The organism is Sphingobium sp. AS12, from assembly GCF_019097845.1.
Taxonomy (GTDB): domain Bacteria; phylum Pseudomonadota; class Alphaproteobacteria; order Sphingomonadales; family Sphingomonadaceae; genus Sphingobium.
The window spans coordinates 295331-320818 of the sequence record NZ_JAHRGM010000024.1 but is presented as its reverse complement, the minus strand read 5'-3'; the positions used below and the strand labels follow the sequence as shown (position 1 = coordinate 320818).

Sequence of the window (25488 nt, the reverse complement as noted above, 5' to 3'; positions counted from 1 at the left end):
CGCTTTGCCACGGCTCGTTTAGGGGGCGAGGATGAGCTTGAAAAGCGCCGATGCCCTGCGCGCGCGGGTGACCCATATCCTTCCCCCCTTGCTGGCGTGGAGCGCGCGGCACTGGAAGTGGCTGACCTTCCTCATATGGATCGTCATTGCGGTCGCAATGGTCACTACTCGCTGGCCCGCGATCCACTGGCTGGTGCTGAGCGATACGGACGACAATATCCGCTATGTGCAGGTGAAGGACTGGCTGGCGGGCCAAGGCTGGTATGATTTGCGCCAGTATCGGCTCGATCCGCCAGGCGGCGCGAATATCCATTGGTCGCGGCTGGTCGATATCCCGATCGCCGGGCTGATCCTCTTCTTCCGCGCCTTTGTCGATCAGGGTCTGGCCGACCGCCTCGCCTGCGGCATCGCGCCGCTGATCCCGCTCTTGCTGCTGATGCTCAGCCTTGGCTTTATCGGGCGACGGCTGGCCGGGCCGCACGGCTGGTTGCTGGCGGCGCTCGCCCCGCTCGCCGCGCAGATGGGGCTGGGCATGTATGCGCCGATGCGGATCGACCATCATGGCTGGCAACTGGCGCTGGCGGTGACGATGCTGGCTGGGGTCATCGACACCAACCGGCTGCGCGGTGGGGTGATGGCCGGAGTCAGCAGCGCGCTGTCGATCGCGATCGGCATGGAGATGATCGTCTATCTGGCCGCGGGCGGCGGGCTGATCGCGCTGCGTTGGGTGTTTCGCGAAGGGGCGGAGCGGCGGATGCTGCCCTATGCGCTGAGTTTGGGTGGCGCGACATCGCTCTGCTACCTGCTGTTCGCCAGCTATGCCAATCGCGAAATGGTCTGCGATGCCATCTCGCCGATCTGGGTGGCGGTGTTCGGCGCGGCGTCGGCGGGGATGGTGCTGCTCTCGCTCGCGCCTTTACGCGGCTGGGCGGTGCGGCTGGCGGCAGGGATGGTCGTCGGCGGCGCGGTTGCGGCCTTCTTCTGGCTGAACTGGCCGCAATGCCTCAGCCCCTATCAGATTTCGCCCGAACTGGAGCGGCTCTGGCTCGCCAATATTCGTGAGGCGAAGCCGATCACCGCGCAGGCGCAAAGCCTGGTCGTGCCGCTGCTGGCGATTCCGGTGGCGGGGCTGATCGGCCTGATCTGGGCCTTGTGGGATGCGCGGCGCGACGCCGAGCGGCTCTGGGCCTGGGCGACCGTGGGCCTCATGATGCTCTTTTCCACCGCCCTGCTGTTCTGGCAGCTGCGCGCGGGGCCAGCGGCGCAGTTGCTGGCGATCCCGCCCGCTGCCTGGGCCGCGCACCGGCTGATCGGCGCGATCTTTACCGGCACGCGCCGGGTGCGAATCGCAGCCGGGGCAGGGGTGGCGCTGCTCGCTGCCATCGCCTTTGTCTATCCGCTCTATCCGCAGGCGGTGAAGCTGTATCAGGACGCCACGGGTACGAAGCCCAAGCCCTGGCGCCCCTCCGCGATCGCCCGCAATGATGCGATCAAGAAGGCCAATGGCCGGTGCCGCACGCTGCCCGCGCTCGAAGTGCTGGATCAGCTGCCCCCCGCCACCATCTTCACCATGGTCGATCTCGGCCCGCGCCTCATCGCCACCACCCATCATAGCGCGCTGGCCGGTCCCTATCATCGCAACGGCGCGACGATCCTGGACATCCACCATGCCTATGACGGCCCGGCCGATGCCTTCCGCGGAATCGCGGCGCGGCATCATGCCACCTATTTGCTGGTCTGCCCCAATTTCCCCGAAGGCACGATCTACCAGTCACGCAGCCCGCGCGGCTTCTATGCGGACCTGATGCGGGGGATGATACCGAACTGGCTGGTGCCGGTGACGCTGAATAGCGGCATGACTTTGCCCTATCAGCTCTATCGCATCGATTATTCAGCGCCGGGCGGCAAAAAAATCCCGCAGCAACGCTGAGGCTTCGGCTTCGGCGAGGCCGCCATAGACTTCCGGCCGGTGCAGGCATTGCGGCTGGGCGAAGAGGCGCGGTCCCTGTTCGATAGCTCCGCCCTTGGGATCGCCCACGCCATAATAGAGCCGCGCGATCCGGGCGTGAGAAATGGCGCCTGCGCACATCGGGCAGGGCTCCAGCGTCACCCACAGGTCGCAGCCGGTCAGGCGAAAGTCATTGAGATGGATCGCCGCCGCACGCATCGCGACGATTTCGGCATGGGCGGTGGGATCATGGTCGCGGCGGTTGCGATTCTCGCCCTCGCCGATGATGACGCCATCTCTGGTCACCACCGCGCCGATCGGCACCTCGCCCGCCGCCTCGGCAGCGCGGGCAAGGCTCAGCGCACGGCGCATGGGGTCGGGCAAGGGAAAGGGCGAGGGCATCATACGCCCCCGGATACTATGCGTTGCAGAACCGCACCAGCCCGCTCCCCCACCCGGCCTCCCAATCCAGGATACACTGTGGGAGGCCGGGCGGGGGAGCGGGCTGGTGCGGCCAAATGTGCGGCACGCACATTTCAAACAATCAGGGCTTCTTAACGTCGACCGTCGGCACTTCGACGGTTTCGTTGCGGGTGCCAACCTCGACCTTGGCGACATTCGCTTCATATTTGGGGAGAGCGCCTTGTTTGACCGCGATTTCGGGCAGGCGTCCGTCCTGCGTTTTCTGCAGGTCGATGAAGCCGGTGGCGATGCCGCCAGCCAGCACGAGCAAGATGATGATCAACAGCCCACCAATGAATCGCATTTCAACCTCCCATATGTTACGGGGCCACAACGCTTCGCCGTGCAAAAGGGTTGCGACCGGCCGTGCGGCGGGTTGACGGCCAGCGGGAATCCCGTTATCGGCGCGGCTTTCCGAACGAACCCGAACTACAAGGTTTATTGATTATGTCGCGCATTTGCGAGCTGACCGGCAAGGGTCGCCAGGTGGGTCACAATGTTTCCCACGCCAATAACAAGACCAAACGGGTGTTCCTGCCCAACCTTCAGAATGTTTCGCTGATCTCCGAAACGCTGGAAGCCAGCTTCAAACTGCGCGTATCGACCCATGGTCTGCGTTCGGTCGAACATAATGGCGGTCTGGACAATTGGCTGGTCAAGACCAGCGACGACAAGCTGTCGCTCAAGGCCCGTCGCCTGAAGCGCGACATCGTCAAGAAGCAGGCTGCCGCAGCCGCCTGATTTTCTCGATTCGTTTCGGCATAAGAAGCGGCCCCGCAACGGGCCGCTTTTTTGCGTGTGAATAGGGTGCAGGATGGCCGACCCGCAAGCCGCGCTTCGGTTGGGACGAGTGAGGGATCAATCCAGCCCGAATTTCAGTAGCAGGGTGCGCTGGAAAAACTCGTGATTATCGTCGGACACCACCCACAGGATCGTCCGTCCACCTTCCCGGCTCACCGCTATCCCCTCGAAATTATCGGCCAGTATCGGCGGGGCGAGGCGGGCGAGGGTGCGGGCCTTCAGCTCCATGCCCGGTTCCAGCCGTTCGGGCAGATCGACGATCGCGATCGTGGCGGTGAACAATTCCTGCAACGTCAGGCGGCGGTTGAGGACCAGCAAGTGCCGGGCATCGAGCGCCACCGCATCGGTCGGACGATAGCCCTGCGGCGGGCTATAGCGCAGATGGATCGGGTCGGCGGTATCGCGCTCGGCCGGGTCGCCCGTAAACAGCAGCATGTCATGCCGGCCATCGGGCGTCATCCCCATCTCGCCAATCGCCACGAAGCGGCCATCGGGCAGCCGGGCGAGCGATTCGATCGATCCGGTCGGGGGCCATGCCATGATCTGCGGCCACGTCCGGCACGCCTCCACCCGCGCAAAACCGGGCGCATAGCGGCAGATCGCCTGTTGCAACTCGAACCCCACCCAATAGCGGTCGCTCACCGGATCATGGGTCAGCGATTCTGAATCCCACGCCCACCAGGGACGATCGCGGTCCTGCGACCGGATGGGCAGGGGGGCGATGAAGGGGCGACGGCGCGCCTCTCCCGGTCCGACATGCAGCCCCATCAATATGCCGGAATCGCTCAGCGCCAGCACATCGCCCGGTGGTGATACGATGAGCGCCGATATGCCGCCGAACCCCGGATTGGCGCTGCGCAATTCCCAGCCACCCAGATAGTCGAGCGCGCCCACCCGCCGCAGCGCTGGATCGCTCGCGCTGAGTGGCAGCGCCCGTGCAGTGACCAGCAAAGCGCCGGGCTGCACCGCGTCGGGCTTGCTGTTGTGCGGGGCCGGCAACAGCAGGATGGCCAGCGTCAGGACGATCAGGATTCGCGTCATCCCCTTCGCCATAGAATAATATCAGGCAGGACGCAGCAAGGCGTTGTTAGCTTGGAAATGCGCCTTTGGCGCCTCCGCACCGGCCCTCACCCCCACCCGACCGCCCATTCAGGATACACTCTGTGGGCGGTCGGGTGGGGGTGAGGGCCGGTGCGGCAACCGAAATGCGCGCTTTCGCGCATTTCAAGACAGACTCTTAACAACGGCTGTCAGCCCCATTCAGGGTCGGCTCAAGGCGAATCACCCATAAGACGTTCATCACTGGCGAAACCCGTCCCTGGGAAGCGCCGACGAAAAGACGAATTTTGGAAGGAGCAACGCCATGAAGATGAAGTTTCTGATCAATATGGGAGCCGCTCTGGCGATGGGCGCTGCTTCCCTGGCTGTAACCGCAACCCCGGCCATGGCCCGCGACGGCTATTATCGCGGTTATGAGCGTGGCGATTATTATGGCGACCGTGGCTATCGCGGATATCGGGGTGACCGTGGCTATCGCGGCGACGGCGGCTATTATCGCGGCAATGACCGCTATTATCGCAGCAATGCCTATCGCGGCGGTTATCGCGGTGGCTATCGTTGCCGGGACAATGGCACGGGCGGCACCATCATCGGCGCGATCGCCGGTGGCCTGCTGGGCAATGAAGTCGGCAAGGGTTCGGGCCGCTATGGCCGTCGCGGCGACGGCACGACCGGCGCGATCATCGGCGCAGGCGTAGGCGCTCTGGCCGGCCGGGCGATCGACCGCAACTGCTAATCCAATCCCCGTACTGAGCAAAAAAAGAAAAGGCCGTCTCGTCCGAGGCGGCCTTTTTGCGTCAGGGTTTGGGATCAGGCTGCGCTGCAACCCTACCACGATCGGCACCCGCTGCCGCGCTGGCAGCGGGATTGAGGCCCACCTCGCCGCTCTGCGCTGCGCCGGCGCGCGCGTCGAGCATGGCGGCTGCATCATTGAGCGCGCTGGCTTCACTGGCGCTGACCCCGCCGACGCCATCGGGCGATCCCGAACCGCAGGCGGTCATTGGCAGCAGCGCGGCGGCGATGAAGATGGTGCGGATCATCGGTCAGTCCCCAATGGAAAAGGGGCCGCCCCGTTTCCGGCGCGACCCCTTCCCGAATTCTGAAAAGTCCGTCTGGACTTACATCGCGTTCGCGACGTTGTTGGTCGCGTTCGACGCAGCGTTCGCGGCGTTGTCGGCAGCGTTCAGCGCGGCGTTCATGGCGTTGTCGGCAGCGTTCGATGCGTTCTCAGCCGAGTTGGCGGCGTTGTTGGCGGCGTTTTCCGTGCCACCCGAACAGGCGGCCAGGCCGAGCGAAGCGGCGAGAACGAGCGAAAGAGCGATAGACTTGGTCATGGGCAGAAACCCCTCTCTGAGAATAAAAACGGTGCAGACCACTCTCGGAGAAAAGCTCACCCCCCATTGCGCCTGCGCGTTGATTCGTAATGCTTTGGTTGATGCAAGGCAATCCCATTCCTGCAATCCGGGCGGGAAACGGGTGTGCTTTTGTTCGCAGTTGCGGAAAAACTGCGGCCATTGACGCATATAAAGATTTCTTTATATGATGCGACCATGCACACGGCACTCGATATTTTCCGGGCACTTGGCGACCCGACGCGGCTGCGCATCATCCACCTGCTGCGGGCGATGGAGCTGGCCGTGGGGGAGATCGCGCAGGTCGTGGGGCAAAGCCAGCCGCGCGTGTCGCGCCATGTGCGCATCCTGGCTGAAGCGGGCCTTGTCGAGCGACGCAAGGAAGGCAATTGGGTATTCCTGCGGCTGGGCAAGGGCGATGATGTCGCCCCGTTCGTGGCGCTGTTTGACCTCCTGACCCCGTCGGACAGCGAAATATTGTGGCAAGCGGCCGATCTGGCGCGGCTGGCGGCAGTACGGGCGGACCGGGCGCGGGCGGCGGAGGGCTATTTTGCCGACCATGCCGAGGAATGGGACGCGATCCGATCGCTCCATGTGGCGGAGGCGGATGTCGAGGCGGCGATGACCGCGCTGCTGGGGCGCGAACCGATCGGCCACCTGCTCGACATCGGCACCGGCACCGGGCGGATGATCGAACTGTTCGGCGGCGCGGCGCAGGCAGTGACGGCGATCGACCGCAGCCCGGATATGTTGCGGCTGGCGCGGGCCAAGCTGCCCGAAGATGCAGGCGACAAATATGCGCTGCTGCTGGGCGATTTTGGCGCTTTGCCGCTGGAGCCGGGCAGCGTCGATACTGTCCTGCTGCATCAGGTGCTGCATTATGCGCAGGTGCCGGAGCAGGTGATCGGAGAGGCGGCGCGCGTCACGGCGATCGACGGCCGGGTGTTGATCGCGGATTTCGCGCCGCACGAGCGGGAGGAATTGCGCGTGCGCGATCAACATGCGCGGCTGGGCTTTTCCGACGAGCAGATAGAGGGCTGGTTCGCCGCGGCGGGCCTGCAACTGGAACGGGTGGACACTTTGCCCGGCCATGAATTGACGGTGCAACTGTGGCTGGGGCGACGCAAGCAAACGCCTGTCCAGCAGCAAGAAGGACGGATTTCCGCATGACTTTGAACGATCCTGTCGCCCCGCTTTATGCGGACCTTGCGGGCGACTGCCATGTCAGCTTTGAATTCTTCCCGCCCAAGACGGAGAAGATGGAAGCCCAGCTCTGGTCGGCAATCGAGACGCTGACGCCGCTCCAGCCCAAATTCGTGTCCGTGACTTATGGCGCGGGCGGTTCGACCCGCGAGCGCACCCATAATACGGTGGCGCGGATCGCGCGGGAAACGCCGCTGGCGGCTGCGGCACACCTGACCTGTGTTGGGGCGAGCAAGGCAGAGATTGGCGAAATCGCCGACGCTTATTGGGAAGCGGGCGTGCGCCATATCGTTGCGCTGCGCGGCGATCCGCCGGAAGCGGGCGGCACGTTCGAGCCGCACCCGGACGGGTATAAGGGTGCGGCCGAACTGGTCGAAGGACTGATGCAGCGTCATCCGTTCGAAATTTCCGTGTCGGCCTATCCCGAAGTCCATCCCGAAGCCGCCAGTGCGCAGAGCGACCTTGATAATTTGAAGCGCAAGCTGGACGCCGGTGCGACCCGCGCCATCACGCAATTCTTCTTTACCCCCGACGCCTATTTCCGCTTCCTCGACAAGACATTGGCGGCGGGCATCACGGCGGATATCGTGCCGGGCATCATGCCGGTCAGCAATTTCGCCGCGACGCAGCGTATGGCGGCGATGTGCAATACGCAGGTGCCCAGCTGGATGGGCCGCCTGTTTGAAGGGCTGGACGATCATCCCGCCTCCCGCCAGCTGGTGTCGGCGACGATCGCGGCGGAATTGTGCCGCAGCCTCTATGGCGGCGGCGTGCGCGACTTTCATTTCTACACGCTCAACCGCGCGGAACTCAGTTTTGCGATCTGCCATTTGCTGGGCTTGCGGGCGAACATATCATTGGAGACAGCAGCATGAGCGCTGAACAGACATTGCGCGCGCTGGCCGCAGACAAGATTCTGATCTTCGACGGCGGCTATGGCACGTCGATCCAGAAGCATGGCCTGACCGAAGCGGATTATCGCGGTGATCTCGATTTGCCCAAGGACCAGAAGGGCAATAACGACCTGCTCTGCCTGACCCGGCCCGACATCGTGGAAGGCATCCACAGCGCCTATCTGGAAGCGGGCGCCGACATGATCGAGACCAACACGTTCAGTTCGACCAAGATCGCGATGGCCGATTATGGCTGCGAACATCTGGTGTGGGACATCAATATCGCAGCGGCCAAGCTGGCGCGCAGCGCGTGCGAGAAGGCGACGGCAAAGGACGGCAAGCCGCGCTTCGTCTGCGGTTCGATCGGCCCGACCAACAAGACGCTCTCCATCTCCCCCGACGTCAACGACCCCGCCTTTCGCGAGGTCGATTATGATACGCTCAAAGCCGACTATCGCGAGCAGTGCGAGGCGCTGATCGCGGGCGGGGTCGATTTCCTGCTGGTCGAAACCTGCTTCGATACGCTGAACGCCAAGGCAGCGGGTATGGCCGCGCGCGAGGCGGAGGAAGCGGCGGGCCGCTCCGTGCCGCTGATGCTCAGCTTCACCATCACCGACATGTCGGGTCGGAATCTCTCGGGCCACACGATCAACGCCTTCTGGTATTCGCTGCGCCATCTGAAGCCGCTGACCATCGGCGTGAACTGCGCGTTCGGCGCGGATTTGCTGCGGCCGTATCTGGCCGAGCTGTCCAAGAACGCCGATACGCTGATCCTGGCCTATCCCAATGCGGGGCTGCCCAATGAACTGGGCCAATATGACGAACTGCCCGCCACCACAGCGCGACTGATCCGCGAATGGGTGGACGAAGGGCTGGTCAACATGGTCGGCGGCTGTTGCGGCACGACGCCCGCGCATATCGGCGCGGTGGCGAAGGCGCTCGACGGGCATAAGCCGCGTGTGGTGCCGGAGCTGCCGGTCGTCACGCGGTTGGCGGGCCTGGAGCCGATGCATATCGCTGCCTAGTCATGTTCCCCCTCCCGCTTGCGGGAGGGGGTTAGGGGGTGGGCCGATCTTGGCACTGCCCCCAGAAATCCCCACCCCCAGCCCCTCCCGCAAGCGGGAGGGGAGCAGGTAATAAAATGACCACCAAATCCACCGCCACCTTCGTCAATATCGGTGAACGCACCAACGTCACCGGATCGGCCAAGTTCAAGAAGCTGATCATGGCGGGCGATTATGCCACCGCCATCGACATCGCGCGTGAGCAGGTGGAAAATGGGGCGCAGATCGTCGACGTCAACATGGACGAGGGGCTGCTCGACGCAGTCGAGGCGATGACGACCTTCCTGAAACTCATGACGTCGGAACCGGACATCAGCCGCGTCCCCGTCATGATCGACAGCTCCAAATGGGAGGTCATCGAAGCCGGTCTCAAATGCGTATCCGGCAAGCCGATCGTCAATTCGATCAGCATGAAGGAGGGCGAGGAGGCCTTCCTGTTCCATGCCCGCAAATGCATGGCCTATGGCGCCGCTGCAGTCATCATGGCGTTCGATGAAACGGGGCAGGCGGACACGAAAGAGCGCAAGGTCGAGATTTGCGAGCGCGCCTACAAGCTGCTGATGACCATCGGTTTCCCGCCGGAGGACATCATCTTCGATCCCAATATCTTCGCGGTCGCGACGGGGATTGAGGAGCATAACAACTACGGCGTCGACTTCATCGAGGCGTGCAAGGAGATCAAGGCCCGCTGCCCCCACGTCCACATCTCCGGCGGCCTGTCGAACCTCAGCTTCTCCTTCCGCGGCAACGAGCCCGTCCGCCGCGCGATGCACAGCGTATTCCTCTACCACGCCATCCCCGCCGGGCTGGACATGGCGATCGTCAACGCTGGCCAGCTCGACGTCTATGACACGATCGACCCCGAACTGCGCACCGCCTGCGAGGATGTCGTCCTCAACCGCGATCCTGAAGCGGGCGACCGCCTGGTCACGCTGGCGGAAAAATATCGCGGCACGGACGCGGTGGCGGACAAGGCCGCCGAAGCCTGGCGCAGCTGGCCGGTCGCCAAGCGGCTGGAACATGCGCTGGTCAAGGGCATCGACATGTATGTGGTCGATGATACCGAGGAAGCCCGCCTGACCGCCGACAAGCCGATCCATGTGATCGAAGGCCCGCTGATGGACGGCATGAACGTCGTTGGCGACCTGTTCGGCGCGGGCAAGATGTTCCTGCCCCAGGTCGTCAAATCCGCCCGCGTCATGAAGAAAGCGGTCGCGCACCTGCTGCCCTTTATCGAGGCGGCCAAGGAACCGGGCGCCAAGGGCAAGGGCAAGATCATCATGGCCACGGTCAAGGGCGACGTCCATGACATTGGCAAGAATATCGTCGGCGTCGTCCTCCAGTGCAACGGCTTTGAAGTGGTCGACATGGGGGTGATGGTCCCCTGGCATGACATCATCAAGGCCGCGAACTATCATGACGCCGACATGATCGGCCTGTCGGGCCTTATCACCCCCTCGCTGGACGAGATGGTGACGGTCGCCACCGAAATGCAGCGCGCGGGCATGACCATGCCGGTGCTGATCGGCGGCGCGACCACCTCCAAAGTCCATACCGCGCTGCGCATCGACCCTTCCTATACCGGCCCGGTCGTCCATGTACTCGACGCCAGCCGCGCGGTCGGCGTGGCGACGGCGCTCGTGTCCGAAACCCAGCGCGACGATTTCGTCCAGAAAACCAAGGATGATTATGAGCATGTCCGCGTCGCCCGCGCGAACAAGGGACAGAGCGCGCTCGTGCCGCTGGAAGACGCCCGCGCCAATGCGTTCGAGATTGACGAGAGCCTGAAAGCCCCGCGCCCGCGCCTGCCCGGCGTCCATCGCTTCCCCGACTGGGATCTGAAGGATCTGATCCAATATATCGACTGGACGCCTTTCTTCCGCGCCTGGGAACTGGCGGGCAATTATCCGGCGATCCTGACCGATCCGGTGGTGGGCGAAAGCGCCTCCAGCCTGTTTGCGGACGCGCAGGCGATGCTGGACCGGATCGTTAAAGAAAAATGGCTGGTCGCGCGCGGCGTCGCGGGCCTGTGGCCCTGCCGCCGCGAAGGCGACGACATCATCGTCCATGTCGAGGATGAGAAGCACTATACCCTGCCGATGCTGCGCCAGCAGATCCAGAAGCGCGAAGGCCGCGCGAACATGTGCCTCGCCGACTTCATCAGCCATGACGGCGACTGGATGGGTGGCTTTGCCGTCGGGATGCACGGCATCGAACCGCATCTGGCCCGGTTCAAGGCCGCGATCGATGACTATTCGGACATTCTTCTGAAAGCCTTGGCAGATCGCCTGGCCGAAGCCTTCGCCGAACGCCTCCACCATTATGTCCGCACCGCGCTCTGGGGCTATGCGGAAGGAGAGCAGCTGACCAACGAAGCCCTGATCAAGGAACAATATCGCGGCATCCGCCCGGCCCCGGGCTACCCCGCCTGCCCGGAACATAGCCTGAAACCGATCCTGTTCGAGATGCTGGACGCCCACCACGCGACCGGCATTACCCTGACCGAAAGCTTCGCGATGCTGCCCACCGCCGCCGTCAGCGGCTTCTATTTTGGTCATGCCCAGGCCGAATATTTCGGCGTAGCGCGGGTCGGGCGCGACCAGCTGGAGGATTATGCGGTGCGGCGGAGGATCGATATCGATACGGCGGAGCGGTATCTAAGGCCGAATTTGGATTGAGGGGGGGTGGGGCATGTGCGAATATGGGATGGACGTTGGCCCCGCGAGTAATGCTGGCCGGTCTCTAGAGAACGCCGATGCAGTGGAGCAAGGCTTTTAGCTCGGCCTCGACATCTGCTGCCCTTAGAACAGCATCCCGATCAATTCGGCGGGCGAGATTGGCTCGTGTCATTCCCTTTCTATATTCTGGCCATTCTCTTTCGAGCGCCCTCAATGCGCCCGGTGTGTCGGGCGGCCGGTTGGCGGCTTTGCCTTCCAGATGGCGCAGCAACACTGCCTCAAAGCAGGGCCGTTGCCAGACAATCATGATCTCGTTGTCGGCGGCAAGTCTGAGCGCTCGCTCGGCTCGTTGCGGATCACGTTCGGCCTGATCAAAATCCAAGAGAGCGAAGCGTTCTGCTGGTGCGCTACGTTTCTTCTGGAGCTGCTTCAGGCGCAGCGCTGCCATCTCAATGCGTGACAGCGGATCGCCGGTTCCTGGCCCCAATTCGTCAATATGCAGGTGGACAGGCAAGTTGGCATCACGGATCAGGTCTTGTAGAAAGCCGGCATAACCGACTTCTGAAACTCCCTCACACCCGATGTAAATCGGACGGCGAAGCGCTATATACGGTGGACGACGACGGCTCATCCGAAGTGTGGGACCCCGCCATATGCACCGCTTAGATATTTGCGGTAGTGGTTCTCGTCTCGGCGCACCTTGACATCCATGAGGCTGTAAAAGTGGCTGCGCCCTTGCCGGTCCTTCTCACAGATCACGATTTCCTCCTTGTTGAGGTCATCAAGTAGTGAGGCGGAATGGCAAGAGAGCCAAAGCTGCGCATCGAAGTTGTTGCGCCCTGATGTCGCGTAAAACCAACGTACCAGCTCCGGCAGCATGATCGGGTGAATAGCCGAGTCCATTTCGTCGATTGCGGCGATGCCGCCAGTATCGAGTGCGCTCATGATGAAGGGGAACATTTTGATGAAGGCCCGCGTGCCATGACTTTCCATCCACCACTGCATTTCGACCTCAAGCCCCGCGTGTTTGAACAGCAGCATGGGTCCGTTGTCTGTTGCTTGAAAGCGCACGCCTTCCACGCCAACGTCGATGCGACTCAGCTCGTCCTTGAGTCTGGAGACGACGGTCGGTTTGTTCTTCAGATAGTCGATGACGTCGCCGTCTGCGAACGAGTGTACAGGCTCAATCTGAAAATAAACTTTGCGCGCCATGTCCACAAGAAGCTGCGCGGTCGGATGTTGAAACTTCGCGAAAGACGACAACACTGTGTGATTACCAGCAAGTGTTTTTACTAGGTGTTGAAAGCCCGACAGGCTGAATGTCTTGGAGTCCTTTACCTTACCCTCGGCGTCGCGTTCATAGACGCGCTGCCATTTTCCTTGGCCGTTCGGCTTCTGACGCAGCGCCTCGGACGCGATTCGCACTGCAAGCCCTTCTTTGAGTTCAATTTCTAGCTCGTAGCGGTAAGTACCTTGCTCGACTTTTTCGCCGTTAAGCGCACGCTGAAAGACGTCTGGCGTCAGATTCATTAAGCCGCCCAGCTCGATCGCGAACCGGATAGGACGATTGGCAGAACCCAGGTCATTGAAACGCTCGATGCCGACAAAGCCGGGGGCCGTGCGCGCTACGCTGTCGCGGATCATAGTTACGACGAATTCGAGCGCGCGCAGCATCGTCGTTTTGCCAGAGGCATTCGCGCCATAGAGGGCAATGACCTTCGGCGCGCGCACATCCGCACCCTCGAAAATCGGGGCGTAGCGGCCTTCGGGGTCAGGGACCTTCCCATCCACTGACAGGTCAAGCATCTGCCGGTCGCGGATAGAGAAGAAATTTTCGACTTCTAGCTTGTAAAGCATGGTATCCCTCGTTTGGGATTATAATGACACATTTAACGATATTTCGTCAATAATCGAATTATAGAGTGACTATTTTTGCTGGTAGGCATGGCCTGCTTCAGTGCTTCCGGGATCGGAAATGGGTCCGCAAAATGACAAACATGGCGCATCCAACACACCATAAGCCTTCGAAAATTGGAAAGTCTCTGGTTCATACTCATCAATTGACCAGTTCTCCCCCCACCAAAAAGGGCGCCCGGTTGCCCGGACGCCCTTCTTCGTTTCGTAAGGAAAGGGGATGCCTTACGCTTTATAGACCTTGTCGACCGCCGCGCGGAATTTGGCCATGTCGTCGGCGGAGCCTACGGTGACGCGGGATACGGTGGGCCAGATCGCCCAGCTGCGGCCGATCTGCACCTTTTCCGGGGTCGCCAGCAGCGCGGCCTGCATGTCCTTGGCGGGCTTTTTCCAGTTCACCATGAACATATTGGCCTGGCTGCCGGGGTGGACCTCGATGCCTTTCTTGGTGAGCCAGGCGATGGTTTCCTCGCGATTGGCGATCATCTCGTTACGGCGCGCCTTGATGAGGGCGGCTTCGGTATAGACCGCATTGCCGCAATGCATCGCGGTGATGGCGAGACCGCCCGCCGCCGGGCCGAACAGCATGATGCGTTTCTGCACTTCGGGATCGGCGAAGGTCAGGCCCAGGCGCACGCCGGCCATGCCGAACAGCTTGGAGAAGGTCCGCATGACGATGATGTCCTTGCGGGTGCCGATCAGCGTCGCGGCGCTGGGGCTTTCCGAAAAGTGGAGATAGGCTTCGTCCACCAGCAACATGGAATCGGCGGGCTTGTTGTCGAGCAGCCACTGGATGTCGGCCAGCGGCGTGATCGTGCCGGTCGGGTTGTTGGGCGTGCAGATATAATAGAGGCCCGCATTGGGATTGGCGGCCAGCATTGCCTTTACGTCATGGCCCTTGCCGATGGCCTGGGGTGCCTTGGCGATGGGGGCCTTCATATAGTCGGCGGTGCGCCAGGCGGATTCGAAGGTCGGGTCGGCGGTGACCAGACCCTTGGTCGGCGAGCAATAGGCCGCCACGATGCTGACCAGCGGGCCGCCCGAACCGGGCCAGGGCATGACATGGCTTTCGGGGATACCCTCGACCGTGGCGACAGTCTTGACCAGGTCGCCGCGATAATTGTCGGGATCATACCAGTTGCCAAAGGATGCAGCTTCGGCGGCGGCGGCGACGCCGGACGGGAAGGGGCCGGTCCAGCATTCGTTCGCGCCGATCCGCACCGCGCCCTTGATGCCGCGCCCGGCCTGCTGCTGCGCCATCGCAGCATTGCCCAGCAACGTGCTGGCGGCAACGCCAGCGCCGAGCAGCGCGGCCACTTCGGCCAGCTGGCGGCGCGAATAGCCGCGTTCGATCAGATCGTCTCTGGCTTCCTTGTCGAGCATCATGGTCATGTCGTTACGTCCCTTTGTCCAGCCATCCGGGCGTTCGTTCCGGGGGTTCATGGGGATAAACGAAGCGGCGGCGCATTTCCGCAATGCGCCGCCGCCAGAGTTTGTAAAATTTATGGTGGTGAAGAGGGGCGTGACGTTACGCTTTCCACACCTTGTCGACTGCCGCGCAGAAAGCGTCCATTTCCGCCGCCGACCCCACCGACACGCGCGAGACATTGGGCCAGATCGGCCAGCTGCGGCCAATCTGCACATTTTCCGCCAGCAGCGCGTCGGCCATGGGCTTGGCGGGCTTGCCCCAATCGATCATGAACATATTGGCGTGGCTGCCGGGGATGACCTTGATCTTCTTCTTGGTCAGGAAGGCGATCGCCTTGTCGCGATTGGCGTTCATCTCCGCGCGGCGCGCCTTGATGAGGTCAGCCTGCGCGACCGACACCGTGCCGCACGCCACGGCGGTCATCGGCAGCATGCCGGTCACCTGCCCGCCATCATAACGCATCATCTTTTCCATCAGCGCGGGCGCGCCAAAGGTCAGGCCCAGCCGCATCCCGGCCATGCCGAACAGCTTCGAGAAGGTGCGCAGCACGATCACATCATCGCGGGTCGCGGCCATGCTGGCGGCGGTGCCGGTCTCGGTCCAGTGGATATAGGCCTCGTCCACTACCAGTATCGCGTCCTTGGGCTTGTTGTCCGCCAGCCACTGGATGTCCGCGATCGGCGTTACCGTGCCGGTCGGGTTGTTGGGGGAACAGACATAATAAAGCCCGGCATTGGGATCAGCCGCCAGCATCGCCTTGACGTCATGGGCATAATCCTTGGTCAGCGGCACTTTGGTCACTTTCGCGCCCAGCCAGTCGCCGGTCCGCCAGATTGCCTCATAGGTCGGGTCGGCCGTCACGATGCCGCGCGTGGGCGAGGCAAAGGCGATCGCGACGCGGCTTAGCGGATCGGACGATCCGGGCCAGGCGACGATACGATCGGCGGGAACCCCCTCGACAGCTGCCACGGCATCAAATAATTTCTGATGCTCATTGTCGGGCTCATACCGATTGCCCTCGGTCACCAGCTTGAACGCGGCTTCGGCCGCGACCGGGAAAGGGCCGGTCCAGCATTCATTCGCGCCGATTCGGACAGCGCCAGCGACCGGCTTGGCCGCCTGCTGCGCCACGGCGCTGGTCGCACGGATCGCCGCGGCGCCAGCGCCCAGCAGCGCGGTCGCCTTGGCCAGTTGCCGCCGCGAATAACCCCGGTCCAGAAGATCGCGTTCAAACGCCGTTTCACCTGATGTCGCCATGGTCCCATTCTCCCTGAAAGCCGATTTTGCATTCTTAGACGATTGTACAGAATGTTTCCGCCATGCAAATGACCTCTGCTAACTATCGCGCTGCATGAATCGCCTTGGAAAGCAGGCCGCCGATCTGATAGCGCTGACGCCATGCCCAGCACACCCGCCGCCGCCGCTCGCCAGATCCTCACCCGCCTTCAGGAAGTGATGGCGTCGCGCACCAGCGCGCAGGCCAAATTGAACAAGGTGGTGGAGATTATCGGCCAGTCGCTGTCGAGCGAGGTTTGCTCCATCTACCTGGTGCGCGAAGGCGTGCTGGAACTGTTCGCGACGCGCGGCCTCAAGCAGGAGGCGGTCCATGTCACCCGCATGGCGATGGGGGAGGGGCTGGTCGGCCTGATCGCCACCAATGTCGAAACGCTGAACCTGGACGAGGCCGCGTCACACCCGGACTATAGCTATCGCCCCGAAACCGGGGAGGAGCTGTTCCACAGCTTTGCCGGCGTGCCGATCGTGCGGCGCGAACGGGCGATCGGCGTGCTGTGCGTGCAACATGCCGAACCGCGCAAATATGAAGAAGTGGAGATAGAGGCGCTCCAGACCGTCGCGATGGTGATGGCGGAACTGATCGCGAACGCGGAACTGGCCGATGACGGGCCAAGCGACCAGCGCGTCACCGATACCGGCACGACGATGCTGCACGGGCTGCAACTGGTGATGGGCATGGCGCGCGGCCATGCGGTATTCCACCAGCCGCGCGTCCATATCGAACATACGGTCGCGGAAGATACCGAGGCCGAGCGGCAGCGGGTCATTTCCGCCTTCGCCAAGATGCGCGAACAGATTGACCGGATGACCGGCGCTGCTGAATTCGGGATGGAGGGTGAGCATCAGGAGGTTTTGGAAACCTACAAGATGTTCGCCTATGACGAAGGCTGGACCCGCCGGATCAATGAAGCGATCGACAGCGGCCTGACCGCCGAGGCGGCCATCGAGCGGGTGCAGCAACGCACCCGGATGCGGATGCGCCAGATTGACGATCCGCTGCTGTCGGACCGGATGCACGATCTGGAGGATCTGGCCAACCGTCTGCTGCGGATCGTGTCGGGGCAGCTGGGTACGGCGGCGCAGATGGGCCTGCGGCAGGACGCGATCCTGATCGCGCGCAATCTGGGTCCGGCCGAACTGCTGGAATATGATCGCCGCCGGTTGAAGGGCGTGATCCTGGAGGAAGGATCGCTGACCGCCCATGTCACCATCGTCGCGCGCGCCATGGGCGTGCCGGTGCTGGGCCGCGTGCGCGACATCCGCCATCTGGTGAATGAGGGCGACCTCATCCTGATGGACGTCAATGCCAATGCGCTGCTGGTCCGTCCGACGGCGGACATGGACGAGGCGTTCGACAATAAGCTGCATGTGACGCAAAAGCGCCGCGCCGAATTTGCCGCCATGCGCGACCTTCCATCGGTCACCGCCGACGGGCAGCGGGTGGAGCTGATGGTCAATGCGGGCCTGCGCGAGGACGCGCAGGCGCTCGACATGGTGGGGGCGGACGGCATCGGCCTGTTCCGCACGGAATTCCAGTTTCTGGTGTCGGCCACCCTGCCGCAGCGCGAAAAGCAGCAGCGGCTCTACAAGGATGTGCTGGACGCAGCGGGCGATCGCCCGGTGATCTTCCGCACCGTCGATATCGGCGGCGACAAGGCGCTGCCCTATATGCAGCGTGAAGATGAGGAGCTGGAGGATAATCCGGCGATGGGCTGGCGCGCGCTGCGGCTGGCGCTCGACCGCGACGGGCTGATGAAGGCGCAGGCGCGCGCCCTGCTGGAGGCGGCGGCGGGCAAGGTGCTCCATGTCATGTTCCCGATGGTGTCGGAACCCTGGGAATATGAGGAGGCGCGTGCGCTGGTCGAACATCAGCGTTTATGGTTGCAGGAACGCAGGAAGAAGCTGCCGATCGCGGTCAAATATGGTGCGATGCTGGAGGTGCCTGCGCTGGCCGAGGTTCTGGACATATTGCTGCCCCGGCTCGATTTCCTGTCGATCGGCACCAATGACCTGACACAGTTTCTGTTTGCAGCCGACCGCGCCCATCCGCGCCTGGCCGAACGCTATGACTGGCTCAGCATCGCGATACTGCGCTTCCTCGACCGGGTGGTGCGGACCTGCAAGGACTATCAGGTTCCGGTCGGTGTCTGCGGCGAAATGGGCGGGCGCACGCTCGAAGCCATGGCGCTGGTGGGCCTGGGTATTCGCCGCCTGTCGATCACCCCCGCCTCGGTCGGGCCGGTCAAGGCGATGATCCGCGCGATCGATGCCGCCGAGTTGCAGGCGCTGATGCGCGAATTGCTGGACGGCGGCGCGCGCGACATCCGGGCGCGGCTGACCCAGTGGGCGGTCGAAAGGAACATCGAACTGGGGTGAGGTGAGCCGCTAGGGCGCGGCGCGCCGTTGACAATCCCCGTCCCACAGTGAGACAAGACCGACCATCGAAGGTCGCGGAGCAGCATGGCAGACGAAACAGAATTGGACACCGGTGCGGACCGCGCACCGGAAATGCAGCCCGACACCCCCGGCGCGAAATTGCGTGCTGCGCGGGAGACGTTGGGCCTGTCGCTGGCGGAGGTCGCCACCCGCACGCGCATCGCGCTGCGGCAGCTCGAAGCGGTCGAGCGCGACGATTATGCCGCCCTGCCTGGCATCCCCTATGCCGTCGGTTTCGCGCGCGCCTATGCCCGCGCGGTCGATCTGGACGAGGTGGCGATTGCCGCCGAAGTGCGTCAGGCGGTGCATAGCAGCGACATGGGCGCCAATCGCTACGAAGCGTTCGAGCCGGTCGATCCCGCGCGCGTGCCGTCGCGCACGCTGGCCTGGACCGCGGCCATCATCGTCCTTGTCCTGATCGCGGGTTATACGCTCTGGCGCTCGCAATCGCTGACGCCGCCGACCGGCGAGGAAATCGCCCAGGAACAGGCAAAGGCCAAAGCCCCCGCCGCCGCCAGCGCCGCGCGGGTCGCGCCTGCCGCACAGCCGGTCGTCTTTACCGCCATCGACGACGTCTGGCTGCGCATCTATGATGAAGCGGGCGAACGGCTGAAGGACGGCTTGCTCAAAAAGGGCGAGGCTTTCACCCTGCCAGCGGGCGCGCGTAACCCGATGATCCTGACCGGGCGGCCGCAATCGCTGAGCGTCACCGTCGGGGGCAAGGTCGTTGCGCCGCTGGGCGCGCCGGATCGGACGATTGCCGATGTGCCGGTCAGTGCCGAAGCGCTGCTGGCGCGTGGCACAGCCGCTGCCGCGCCCGCCGCTGCTGCTTCGTCTGCAACGCCGTCGTCCCGTCCTGCGCAGCGCCGGGCGACCCCGCGTCAAACCGCGTCACCGTCGGCTGGCGACGTGGCACCCGCCGCAGCGCCTGCGTCCGCTCCGCCCGCACCGGCACCGGCACCGGCTGCATCGGGCGATGGCACGGGCGGCTGAACGTCACGCTTTACCGCGCGAAATAACGCCTTATGGTTAAGGCGATAGAGTTAGTCGGGGAATATCATGCGTCACGCCTTTTTCGCGACCTCCTGCCTGGCATGGAGCGCGCCACTGCTGCTGGCGATCGCGCCATCCGCCATCGCGCAAACCGCGCCGGTCGAGGTGCGGGTCGACCGGCTGGAAAAGGAAATGAAGGCGGTCCAGCGCAAAGTGTTTCCGGCAGGCGCGCCTATCGAAGCGCAGATTGTCCGTCCCGCTGCCCCGACGCTCGCGCCTGGATCGCCATCCTCTTCGCCCATTTCGGACCTGACCGCGCGCGTCGGCGCGCTGGAATCGCAGCTGGCGTCAATCACTGGCCAGGTCGAGGAAAACAGCTTCAAGCTCAAGCAGCTGGAAGAGGCTTTCACCAAATATAAGGCCGAGATCGAAGGCCGCCTGCTCCAGCCCGAAACTCCGCCCGAAGTAAAGCCGACGGCGGCTGCGCCTGTTGCGGCCGACCCGGCGCCGGTCGCGGCCAAGCCAGCTGCACCCAAGGCCGCGCCCGCAACACCGGCCGCCAGCGAAGCCCGTAAAGCGGCGATCGCCGCGATCGAGCGGCCTGATACCGGCGACGCGCCGATGGATTCCTACAGCTATGGTTATCGTCTGTGGGACGCAAAATTTTATCCCGAAGCGCAGGCGCAGCTGAAGGCCACCGTCGACAAATATGGCGACGCATCCGTTGTCAGCCGTGCGCAAAACCTGCTTGGCCGTGCCTATCTGGACGACGGCAAGCCTGCTCTTGCCTCGGTCGCTTTCTATGAAAATTACCAGAAGCGCCCACGCGGCGACCGCGCGCCTGACAGCCTGGCCTATCTGGGCGAAGCGCTGATCCAGCTCAAAAAGCCTGCCGACGCCTGCAAAGTCTATGCAGAGCTGGAGCAGGTCTATGGAACGAGCCTGTCCGTTAGCCTGCGTGGCATGATGGACAAGGGCCGCGCCAGGGCGAAGTGCAGCTGACGAGTGACCGCGCTGGCCTGCAAGCCCGGCTGATCGCGGTGACCCACGCGCTGGTCAGCGATGACCCGGCGGCGCGCTTTGGCGTTGCGGTGTCGGGCGGGCCGGACAGCATGGCGCTGCTCTATCTGGCGGCTCGTGCCTTTGCCGGGCGGATCGAGGCGATTACGATCGACCATGGCCTGCGCCCGGTTTCCGCCGACGAAGCGGCCATGGTCGCGCACTGGTGCGCGGGGCAGGGCATCGCTCACCGTGTCGCGACGCCCGATACACCGCCCGTTGGCAACATTCAGGCCTGGGCGCGCACGCAGCGTTATGCGCTGATCGAACAATGGCGGCTGGCGCAGGGCATCGACTGGATCATGACGGCCCATCATGCCGACGATCAGCTTGAAACCCTGCTGATGCGGCTCAACCGAGGGTCGGGGGTTGGTGGTCTGGCCGGGGTGCGCGGGCGATCCGGCACCGTCATCCGCCCGCTGCTGGGGGTACGCAAGGCCGTGTTGCAGCAACTGGTGGATCGTGAAGCGCTGCCGCATGTCCATGATCCTTCCAATGCCGACCCACGGTTCGACCGAGCGGCCTTGCGTGCTGCGCTGGCAGGCGCGGACTGGCTGAACCCGGAAGCCGCAGCCCGCAGCGCAGCGGCGCTGGCGGAGGCGGAGGCTGCGCTGGACTGGAGCGTTGTTGAATTGGCGGCGCGTCATGTCGAGCGGGACGGCGCGCAGTGGCGGCTCGATCGCACTGACCTGCCGCGCGAATATCTGCGCCGTCTGATCCTCCACATGCTGCACGCCGCTGCGCCCGATGCGGCCATCCCGCGGGGCGATGCGCTGGATCGCGCGATCGGCGCGGCGCAGGTTGGCGGACAAGCGAATCTGGGGGACTGGCTGCTGCGGGGCGGGTCGGTCTGGACGTTACGCCCCGCGCCGCCACGCGCCGATTCCCAAAAAGTTCCGCAACCCGACGCATGAACCCAACGGCCTGCCGTTTTTGTGCGCCGCAACAGTCTTTCCTTAATGCCTCCCATGCGTCATTCTGGCCGGAGATAAGCGGAGATTTGCAGCAATGATGGAATTTGCGGCCCTGACCTATGGCCTGTTGGCCAGTGTCATTCTTTCGGCAGCGCAACGTAATCATAAGCTGGCCCGTCCTCACCCGCCGCTGCTGCTCTACCTGGGCTATCTTCTGTGCGGCCTTTCTGCGGGGCTGGCGCTGGGGTTGGCCTATCTTGTCATTGTCCAACTCACCGTCGGTTAATCCTTGCCATATAGGGTCAGGCCCAAGCTTGCGCTTTGGCCGACGCGCCCTATCTTGGCGGGTGAAAGAGAGTGATGATGAACGACGAGAAAGACCCGCAGGGCAATCCCTGGATCAAGAGCGCGATGATTTGGGCAGGGGTGATTGTCGCCCTGTTGCTGTTCGTGTCCATGTTCGACAGCCGTTCCGCCTCCACTGCCGGGACAGGGATCGCTTATTCCGAATTCCGCTCGAAAGTGCAGGAAGGGCAGGTCAAGGACGTCGCCATCGCGCCCAACAAGATTTCGGGCACGCTGGCCAGCGGCCAGAAGTTCAACACCATTCCTGTCAGCGATCCGGGCCTCACGACCCTGCTTGACGACAATGGAGTCAAATATTCGGGGCAAGCCGAAGAACAGCCCAGCTTCTGGATGATCCTCATCTACCAGTCGCTTCCCTTCCTGCTGATCCTTGGCATCGCCTTCTTCGTGTTGCGCCAGATGCAAAAGGGCGGCGGCGCGGGCGGCGCGATGGGCTTTGGCAAGTCGAAGGCCAAGCTGCTGACCGAAAAGCATGGCAAGGTCACGTTCGATGACGTCGCGGGCATCGACGAGGCGCGCGAGGAATTGCAGGAGATTGTCGAGTTCCTCAAGAACCCGACCAAATTCGCTCGTCTGGGCGGCAAGATCCCCAAGGGCGCGCTGCTGGTCGGGTCGCCCGGCACCGGCAAGACGCTGCTGGCCCGCGCGATCGCAGGCGAGGCAGGAGTGCCTTTCTTCACCATTTCCGGCTCCGACTTTGTCGAAATGTTTGTGGGTGTCGGCGCGAGCCGTGTCCGTGACATGTTCGAGCAGGCGAAGAAGAATGCGCCCTGCATCGTGTTCATCGATGAAATCGACGCGGTCGGTCGCCATCGTGGCGCGGGCCTTGGCAATGGCAATGACGAGCGCGAGCAGACGCTGAACCAGTTGCTGGTCGAGATGGACGGTTTTGAAGCCAATGAAGGCATCATCATCGTTGCGGCCACCAACCGTCCCGACGTGCTGGACCCTGCGCTGCTGCGTCCGGGCCGCTTCGACCGTCAGGTCGTCGTGCCGCGTCCCGACATTGAAGGCCGCGAGAAGATTCTGGCCGTCCATATGAAGAAGGTGCCGCTGGCCCCTGACGTCGAACCGCGGACCATCGCGCGCGGCACGCCCGGTTTCTCCGGCGCGGACTTGGCCAATCTGGTCAACGAAGCGGCGCTGATGGCGGCGCGACGCGGCAAGCGGCTGGTTGCGATGGACGAGTTTGAAGCGGCCAAGGACAAGGTGATGATGGGCGCGGAACGTCGCTCCATGGTCATGACCGACGATGAAAAGAAGATGACCGCCTATCACGAAGCTGGCCATGCCATCGTCTCGGTGCATGAGGCGGCGTCCGACCCGATCCACAAGGCAACCATCATCCCGCGCGGTCGCGCTCTGGGCATGGTCATGCGCCTGCCCGAACGCGACAGCTATTCCTACCATCGTGACAAGATGCACGCGAACATGGCGGTCGCCATGGGTGGCCGCGTCGCCGAAGAGATTATCTTCGGCTATGACAAGGTGTCGAGCGGCGCTTCGGGTGACATTCAATATGCTACCAAGCTGGCGCGCGACATGGTCACCCAATGGGGCATGTCCGACAAGCTGGGGCCGCTGCAATATGAAGAGCAGCAGGGCGAGACCTTCCTTGGCTATTCGCAGAGCGCCCGTGTCCATATGTCGGACGAGACCGCCAAGCTGATCGACAAGGAAATTCGCGGGCTGGTGGAGCAGGGCTATAACCGGGCCAAGGAATTGCTGACCGGTCATGAGGACCAGCTGCACCTGCTGGCCAACGCGATGCTGGAATATGAAACGCTGAGCGGTGACGAGATCAAGGCGCTGCTGGAAAAGGGTGAGATCACCCGCGACGATGGCACGACGATCAAGCCGTCGGTCATTCCCGCAGCCGGTTCCTCCATTCCCCGCGCGGGCAAGCGCAAGGGACCGTTCGGCAACCCGTCGCCCGCCGGAGCCTGATCCGCCAAGACATCTAGAGGGCGCGCGACCGCAAGGTTGCGCGCCCTTTTTCATGCCCCTGCCACCAGCGCAATAAAATGCCCCAAAGGGACTGGCCGTCCGCGCCCATAGTGGTTACATGGGCCGCCACAAATCCCCCGGAACCAACCAGAGGTTCCGCATCAGAAAGTGGCATTTTCCATGGATATCCGCCTCGGCCTCACCTTTGACGACGTGCTGTTGCAGCCCGGCGAATCCGACGTGCTGCCCAGTCAGGCGGACACGTCCACCTATGTGACGCGCGAGATAAAGCTGAACATTCCGATCCTGTCGTCAGCGATGGATACGGTGACGGAGGCCGACATGGCGATCGTCATGGCGCAGCTGGGCGGCATCGGTGTGCTGCACCGGAACATGACGGTGGAGGAACAGGCCGACGCGGTACGCGCGGTCAAGCGGTTCGAGAGCGGCATGGTCGTCAACCCCATCACTATCCTGCCCAGCGCAACGCTGGCCGACGCGCAGATGCTGATGCAGCGGCACAAGATCAGCGGCATTCCCGTGGTGGAAGAATCGGGCAAGCTGGTCGGCATATTGACCCACCGGGATACCCGCTTTGCCGAAAACCCCGCTCAGCCGGTCAGCGAGCTGATGACCAAGGATAATCTGGCCGTCGTCCCCGCTGGCGTCAGCCAGGATGAGGCCAAGCGGTTGCTGCACCAGCGCCGGATCGAAAAGCTGCTGGTGGTGGACGATGCTTATCGCTGCGTCGGCCTGATCACCGTCAAGGATATGGAAAAGGCGGTCACCTATCCGCAAGCGACCAAGGACGGCACCGGCCGGCTGCGCGTCGCGGCGGCGACGACGGTGGGCGACAAGGGGCTGGAGCGCAGCGAGGCGCTGATCGACGCGGAGTGCGACCTGATCGTCATCGACACCGCCCATGGCCATAGCAAACAGGTTTCCGCCGCAGTCGAAGCGGTCAAGCGCCTGTCCAACCATGTTCAGGTGGTTGCCGGCAACGTCGCCACCGCCGAAGCGACCCGTGCGCTGATCGGCGCGGGCGCGGATTGCGTGAAGGTTGGCATCGGGCCGGGATCGATCTGCACCACCCGCGTGGTGGCAGGCGTGGGCGTGCCGCAGCTGACCGCGATCATGGATTCCGCCGAAGCCGCCGCCAAGCTGGGTGTGCCGGTGATTGCCGATGGCGGCCTGCGCACGAGCGGTGACGTGGCCAAGGCGCTGGCGGCGGGCGCTGGCTGCGTCATGGTCGGATCGCTGCTGGCCGGGACCGCCGAAGCGCCGGGCGAAACCTTCCTCTATCAGGGGCGCGCCTATAAAAGCTATCGCGGCATGGGCAGCGTCGGCGCGATGGCGCGCGGCAGCGCCGACCGCTATTTCCAGGCGGACATCAAGGACCAGATGAAGCTGGTCCCCGAAGGCATTGAGGGGCAGGTGCCGTTCAAGGGACCGGCCAAGGATGTGATCCACCAGCTGGTCGGCGGCGTGAAGGCCGCGATGGGCTATACCGGCAGCCGCACCATCCCCGACCTGCAGGAGCGCGCCCGCTTCGTGCAGATCACCAATGCCGGGCTGTCCGAAAGCCATGTCCATGACGTCACCATCACGCGGGAAGCCCCCAATTATCCGACGCGCTGATGATATTCCCCTTCCGCTTGCGGGAGGGGTTAGGGG

The 25488-nt window shown here is 63.4% G+C and carries 23 protein-coding genes; 14 read left to right on the top strand and 9 right to left on the bottom strand.

What is annotated here, in order from left to right:
- Positions 1 to 31: 31 nt before the first annotated feature.
- Complete coding sequence (locus KRZ98_RS10505) at positions 32 to 1930, top strand: hypothetical protein (RefSeq protein ID WP_217673494.1); 1899 nt, start codon at positions 32 to 34, stop codon at positions 1928 to 1930.
- Here KRZ98_RS10505 and KRZ98_RS10500 read toward each other — a convergent pair.
- The gene (locus tag KRZ98_RS10500; RefSeq protein ID WP_217673694.1) at positions 1892 to 2350 is read right to left on the bottom strand and encodes a nucleoside deaminase; all 459 of its coding nucleotides are present in this window, start codon (positions 2348 to 2350) and stop codon (positions 1892 to 1894) included. The two genes, KRZ98_RS10505 and KRZ98_RS10500, sit on opposite strands and share 39 nt — an antisense overlap.
- Before the next feature lie 142 nt (positions 2351 to 2492).
- Positions 2493 to 2714: a hypothetical protein gene (locus KRZ98_RS10495; protein WP_217673493.1), complete on the bottom strand. Its 222-nt coding sequence runs from the start codon at positions 2712 to 2714 to the stop codon at positions 2493 to 2495.
- Between the two features lie 143 nt (positions 2715 to 2857).
- Between KRZ98_RS10495 and rpmB the strand changes: the two genes are divergently transcribed.
- Positions 2858 to 3151, top strand: a complete 294-nt coding sequence (rpmB, locus tag KRZ98_RS10490; RefSeq protein ID WP_119747881.1) for a 50S ribosomal protein L28 — start codon at positions 2858 to 2860, stop codon at positions 3149 to 3151.
- A 117-nt stretch (positions 3152 to 3268) separates the two neighbouring features.
- On the opposite strand, the gene KRZ98_RS10485 is transcribed toward rpmB, so the two are convergent.
- The gene (locus KRZ98_RS10485; protein WP_217673492.1) at positions 3269 to 4252 is read right to left on the bottom strand and encodes an esterase-like activity of phytase family protein; all 984 of its coding nucleotides are present in this window, start codon (positions 4250 to 4252) and stop codon (positions 3269 to 3271) included.
- Positions 4253 to 4574: 322 nt separating this feature from the next.
- Here KRZ98_RS10485 and KRZ98_RS10480 point away from each other — a divergent pair, with 322 nt between their 5' ends.
- Entirely contained in the window at positions 4575 to 5006 is a 432-nt protein-coding gene (locus tag KRZ98_RS10480) for a glycine zipper 2TM domain-containing protein (RefSeq protein ID WP_217673491.1), read from the top strand.
- Positions 5007 to 5067: 61 nt separating this feature from the next.
- Here the strand turns inward: KRZ98_RS10480 and KRZ98_RS10475 are convergent, their stop codons facing one another.
- On the bottom strand, positions 5068 to 5310 hold the full coding sequence (locus tag KRZ98_RS10475; protein ID WP_217673490.1) for a hypothetical protein: 243 nt from the start codon (positions 5308 to 5310) through the stop codon (positions 5068 to 5070).
- 78 nt (positions 5311 to 5388) lie between these two features.
- On the bottom strand, positions 5389 to 5604 hold the full coding sequence (locus tag KRZ98_RS24540; RefSeq protein WP_037491279.1) for a hypothetical protein: 216 nt from the start codon (positions 5602 to 5604) through the stop codon (positions 5389 to 5391).
- Between the two features lie 216 nt (positions 5605 to 5820).
- Here KRZ98_RS24540 and KRZ98_RS10465 point away from each other — a divergent pair, with 216 nt between their 5' ends.
- The 4 genes from KRZ98_RS10465 (at position 5821) to metH (ending at position 11460) form a co-directional block, all read left to right on the top strand.
- Complete coding sequence (locus KRZ98_RS10465) at positions 5821 to 6792, top strand: metalloregulator ArsR/SmtB family transcription factor (protein WP_217673489.1); 972 nt, start codon at positions 5821 to 5823, stop codon at positions 6790 to 6792.
- Positions 6789 to 7700, top strand: coding sequence for a methylenetetrahydrofolate reductase (gene metF / locus KRZ98_RS10460; RefSeq protein WP_217673488.1), 912 nt, complete (start codon positions 6789 to 6791; stop codon positions 7698 to 7700). Before KRZ98_RS10465 ends, metF begins: the two co-directional genes overlap by 4 nt.
- A complete protein-coding gene (locus tag KRZ98_RS10455) occupies positions 7697 to 8743 on the top strand; it encodes a homocysteine S-methyltransferase family protein (RefSeq protein ID WP_217673487.1) in 1047 nt (348 codons plus the stop codon). Before metF ends, KRZ98_RS10455 begins: the two co-directional genes overlap by 4 nt.
- Positions 8744 to 8859: 116 nt before the next feature.
- Positions 8860 to 11460 carry a methionine synthase gene (gene metH, locus KRZ98_RS10450; protein WP_217673486.1) on the top strand — a complete coding sequence of 867 codons (2601 nt, stop codon included), beginning with the start codon at positions 8860 to 8862 and terminating at the stop codon, positions 11458 to 11460.
- A gap of 64 nt (positions 11461 to 11524) precedes the next feature.
- Here the strand turns inward: metH and KRZ98_RS10445 are convergent, their stop codons facing one another.
- The 4 genes from KRZ98_RS10445 to KRZ98_RS10430 all read right to left on the bottom strand — a co-directional run bounded on the left by KRZ98_RS10445 (position 11525) and on the right by KRZ98_RS10430 (position 16060).
- Positions 11525 to 12091, bottom strand: coding sequence for an RloB domain-containing protein (locus tag KRZ98_RS10445; protein ID WP_217673485.1), 567 nt, complete (start codon positions 12089 to 12091; stop codon positions 11525 to 11527).
- Positions 12088 to 13317 carry an ATP/GTP-binding protein gene (locus KRZ98_RS10440; RefSeq protein WP_217673484.1) on the bottom strand — a complete coding sequence of 410 codons (1230 nt, stop codon included), beginning with the start codon at positions 13315 to 13317 and terminating at the stop codon, positions 12088 to 12090. The genes KRZ98_RS10445 and KRZ98_RS10440 overlap by 4 nt, the downstream gene beginning before the upstream one ends.
- Before the next feature lie 282 nt (positions 13318 to 13599).
- The gene (locus KRZ98_RS10435) at positions 13600 to 14766 is read right to left on the bottom strand and encodes a pyridoxal phosphate-dependent aminotransferase (protein ID WP_217673693.1); all 1167 of its coding nucleotides are present in this window, start codon (positions 14764 to 14766) and stop codon (positions 13600 to 13602) included.
- Positions 14767 to 14902: 136 nt separating this feature from the next.
- Positions 14903 to 16060 (bottom strand): pyridoxal phosphate-dependent aminotransferase, encoded by a 1158-nt coding sequence (locus KRZ98_RS10430; RefSeq protein WP_217673483.1) that lies wholly within the window; start codon positions 16058 to 16060, stop codon positions 14903 to 14905.
- A 141-nt stretch (positions 16061 to 16201) separates the two neighbouring features.
- On the opposite strand from KRZ98_RS10430, the gene ptsP reads away from it, so the two are divergent.
- From ptsP to guaB, 7 genes are all read left to right on the top strand, one after another.
- Positions 16202 to 18475, top strand: coding sequence for a phosphoenolpyruvate--protein phosphotransferase (gene ptsP / locus KRZ98_RS10425; protein ID WP_217673482.1), 2274 nt, complete (start codon positions 16202 to 16204; stop codon positions 18473 to 18475).
- Between the two features lie 84 nt (positions 18476 to 18559).
- Positions 18560 to 19528, top strand: a complete 969-nt coding sequence (locus tag KRZ98_RS10420) for a helix-turn-helix domain-containing protein (RefSeq protein WP_217673481.1) — start codon at positions 18560 to 18562, stop codon at positions 19526 to 19528.
- 66 nt (positions 19529 to 19594) lie between these two features.
- Positions 19595 to 20530, top strand: coding sequence for a hypothetical protein (locus KRZ98_RS10415; protein WP_217673480.1), 936 nt, complete (start codon positions 19595 to 19597; stop codon positions 20528 to 20530).
- On the top strand, positions 20521 to 21501 hold the full coding sequence (tilS, locus tag KRZ98_RS10410; protein ID WP_217673479.1) for a tRNA lysidine(34) synthetase TilS: 981 nt from the start codon (positions 20521 to 20523) through the stop codon (positions 21499 to 21501). The genes KRZ98_RS10415 and tilS overlap by 10 nt, the downstream gene beginning before the upstream one ends.
- Before the next feature lie 94 nt (positions 21502 to 21595).
- Positions 21596 to 21787, top strand: coding sequence for a hypothetical protein (locus KRZ98_RS10405; protein ID WP_217673478.1), 192 nt, complete (start codon positions 21596 to 21598; stop codon positions 21785 to 21787).
- A 77-nt stretch (positions 21788 to 21864) separates the two neighbouring features.
- Positions 21865 to 23814, top strand: coding sequence for an ATP-dependent zinc metalloprotease FtsH (gene ftsH / locus KRZ98_RS10400; RefSeq protein ID WP_119747404.1), 1950 nt, complete (start codon positions 21865 to 21867; stop codon positions 23812 to 23814).
- 180 nt (positions 23815 to 23994) lie between these two features.
- Positions 23995 to 25452, top strand: coding sequence for an IMP dehydrogenase (guaB, locus tag KRZ98_RS10395; protein WP_217673477.1), 1458 nt, complete (start codon positions 23995 to 23997; stop codon positions 25450 to 25452).
- Positions 25453 to 25488: the final 36 nt, after the last annotated feature.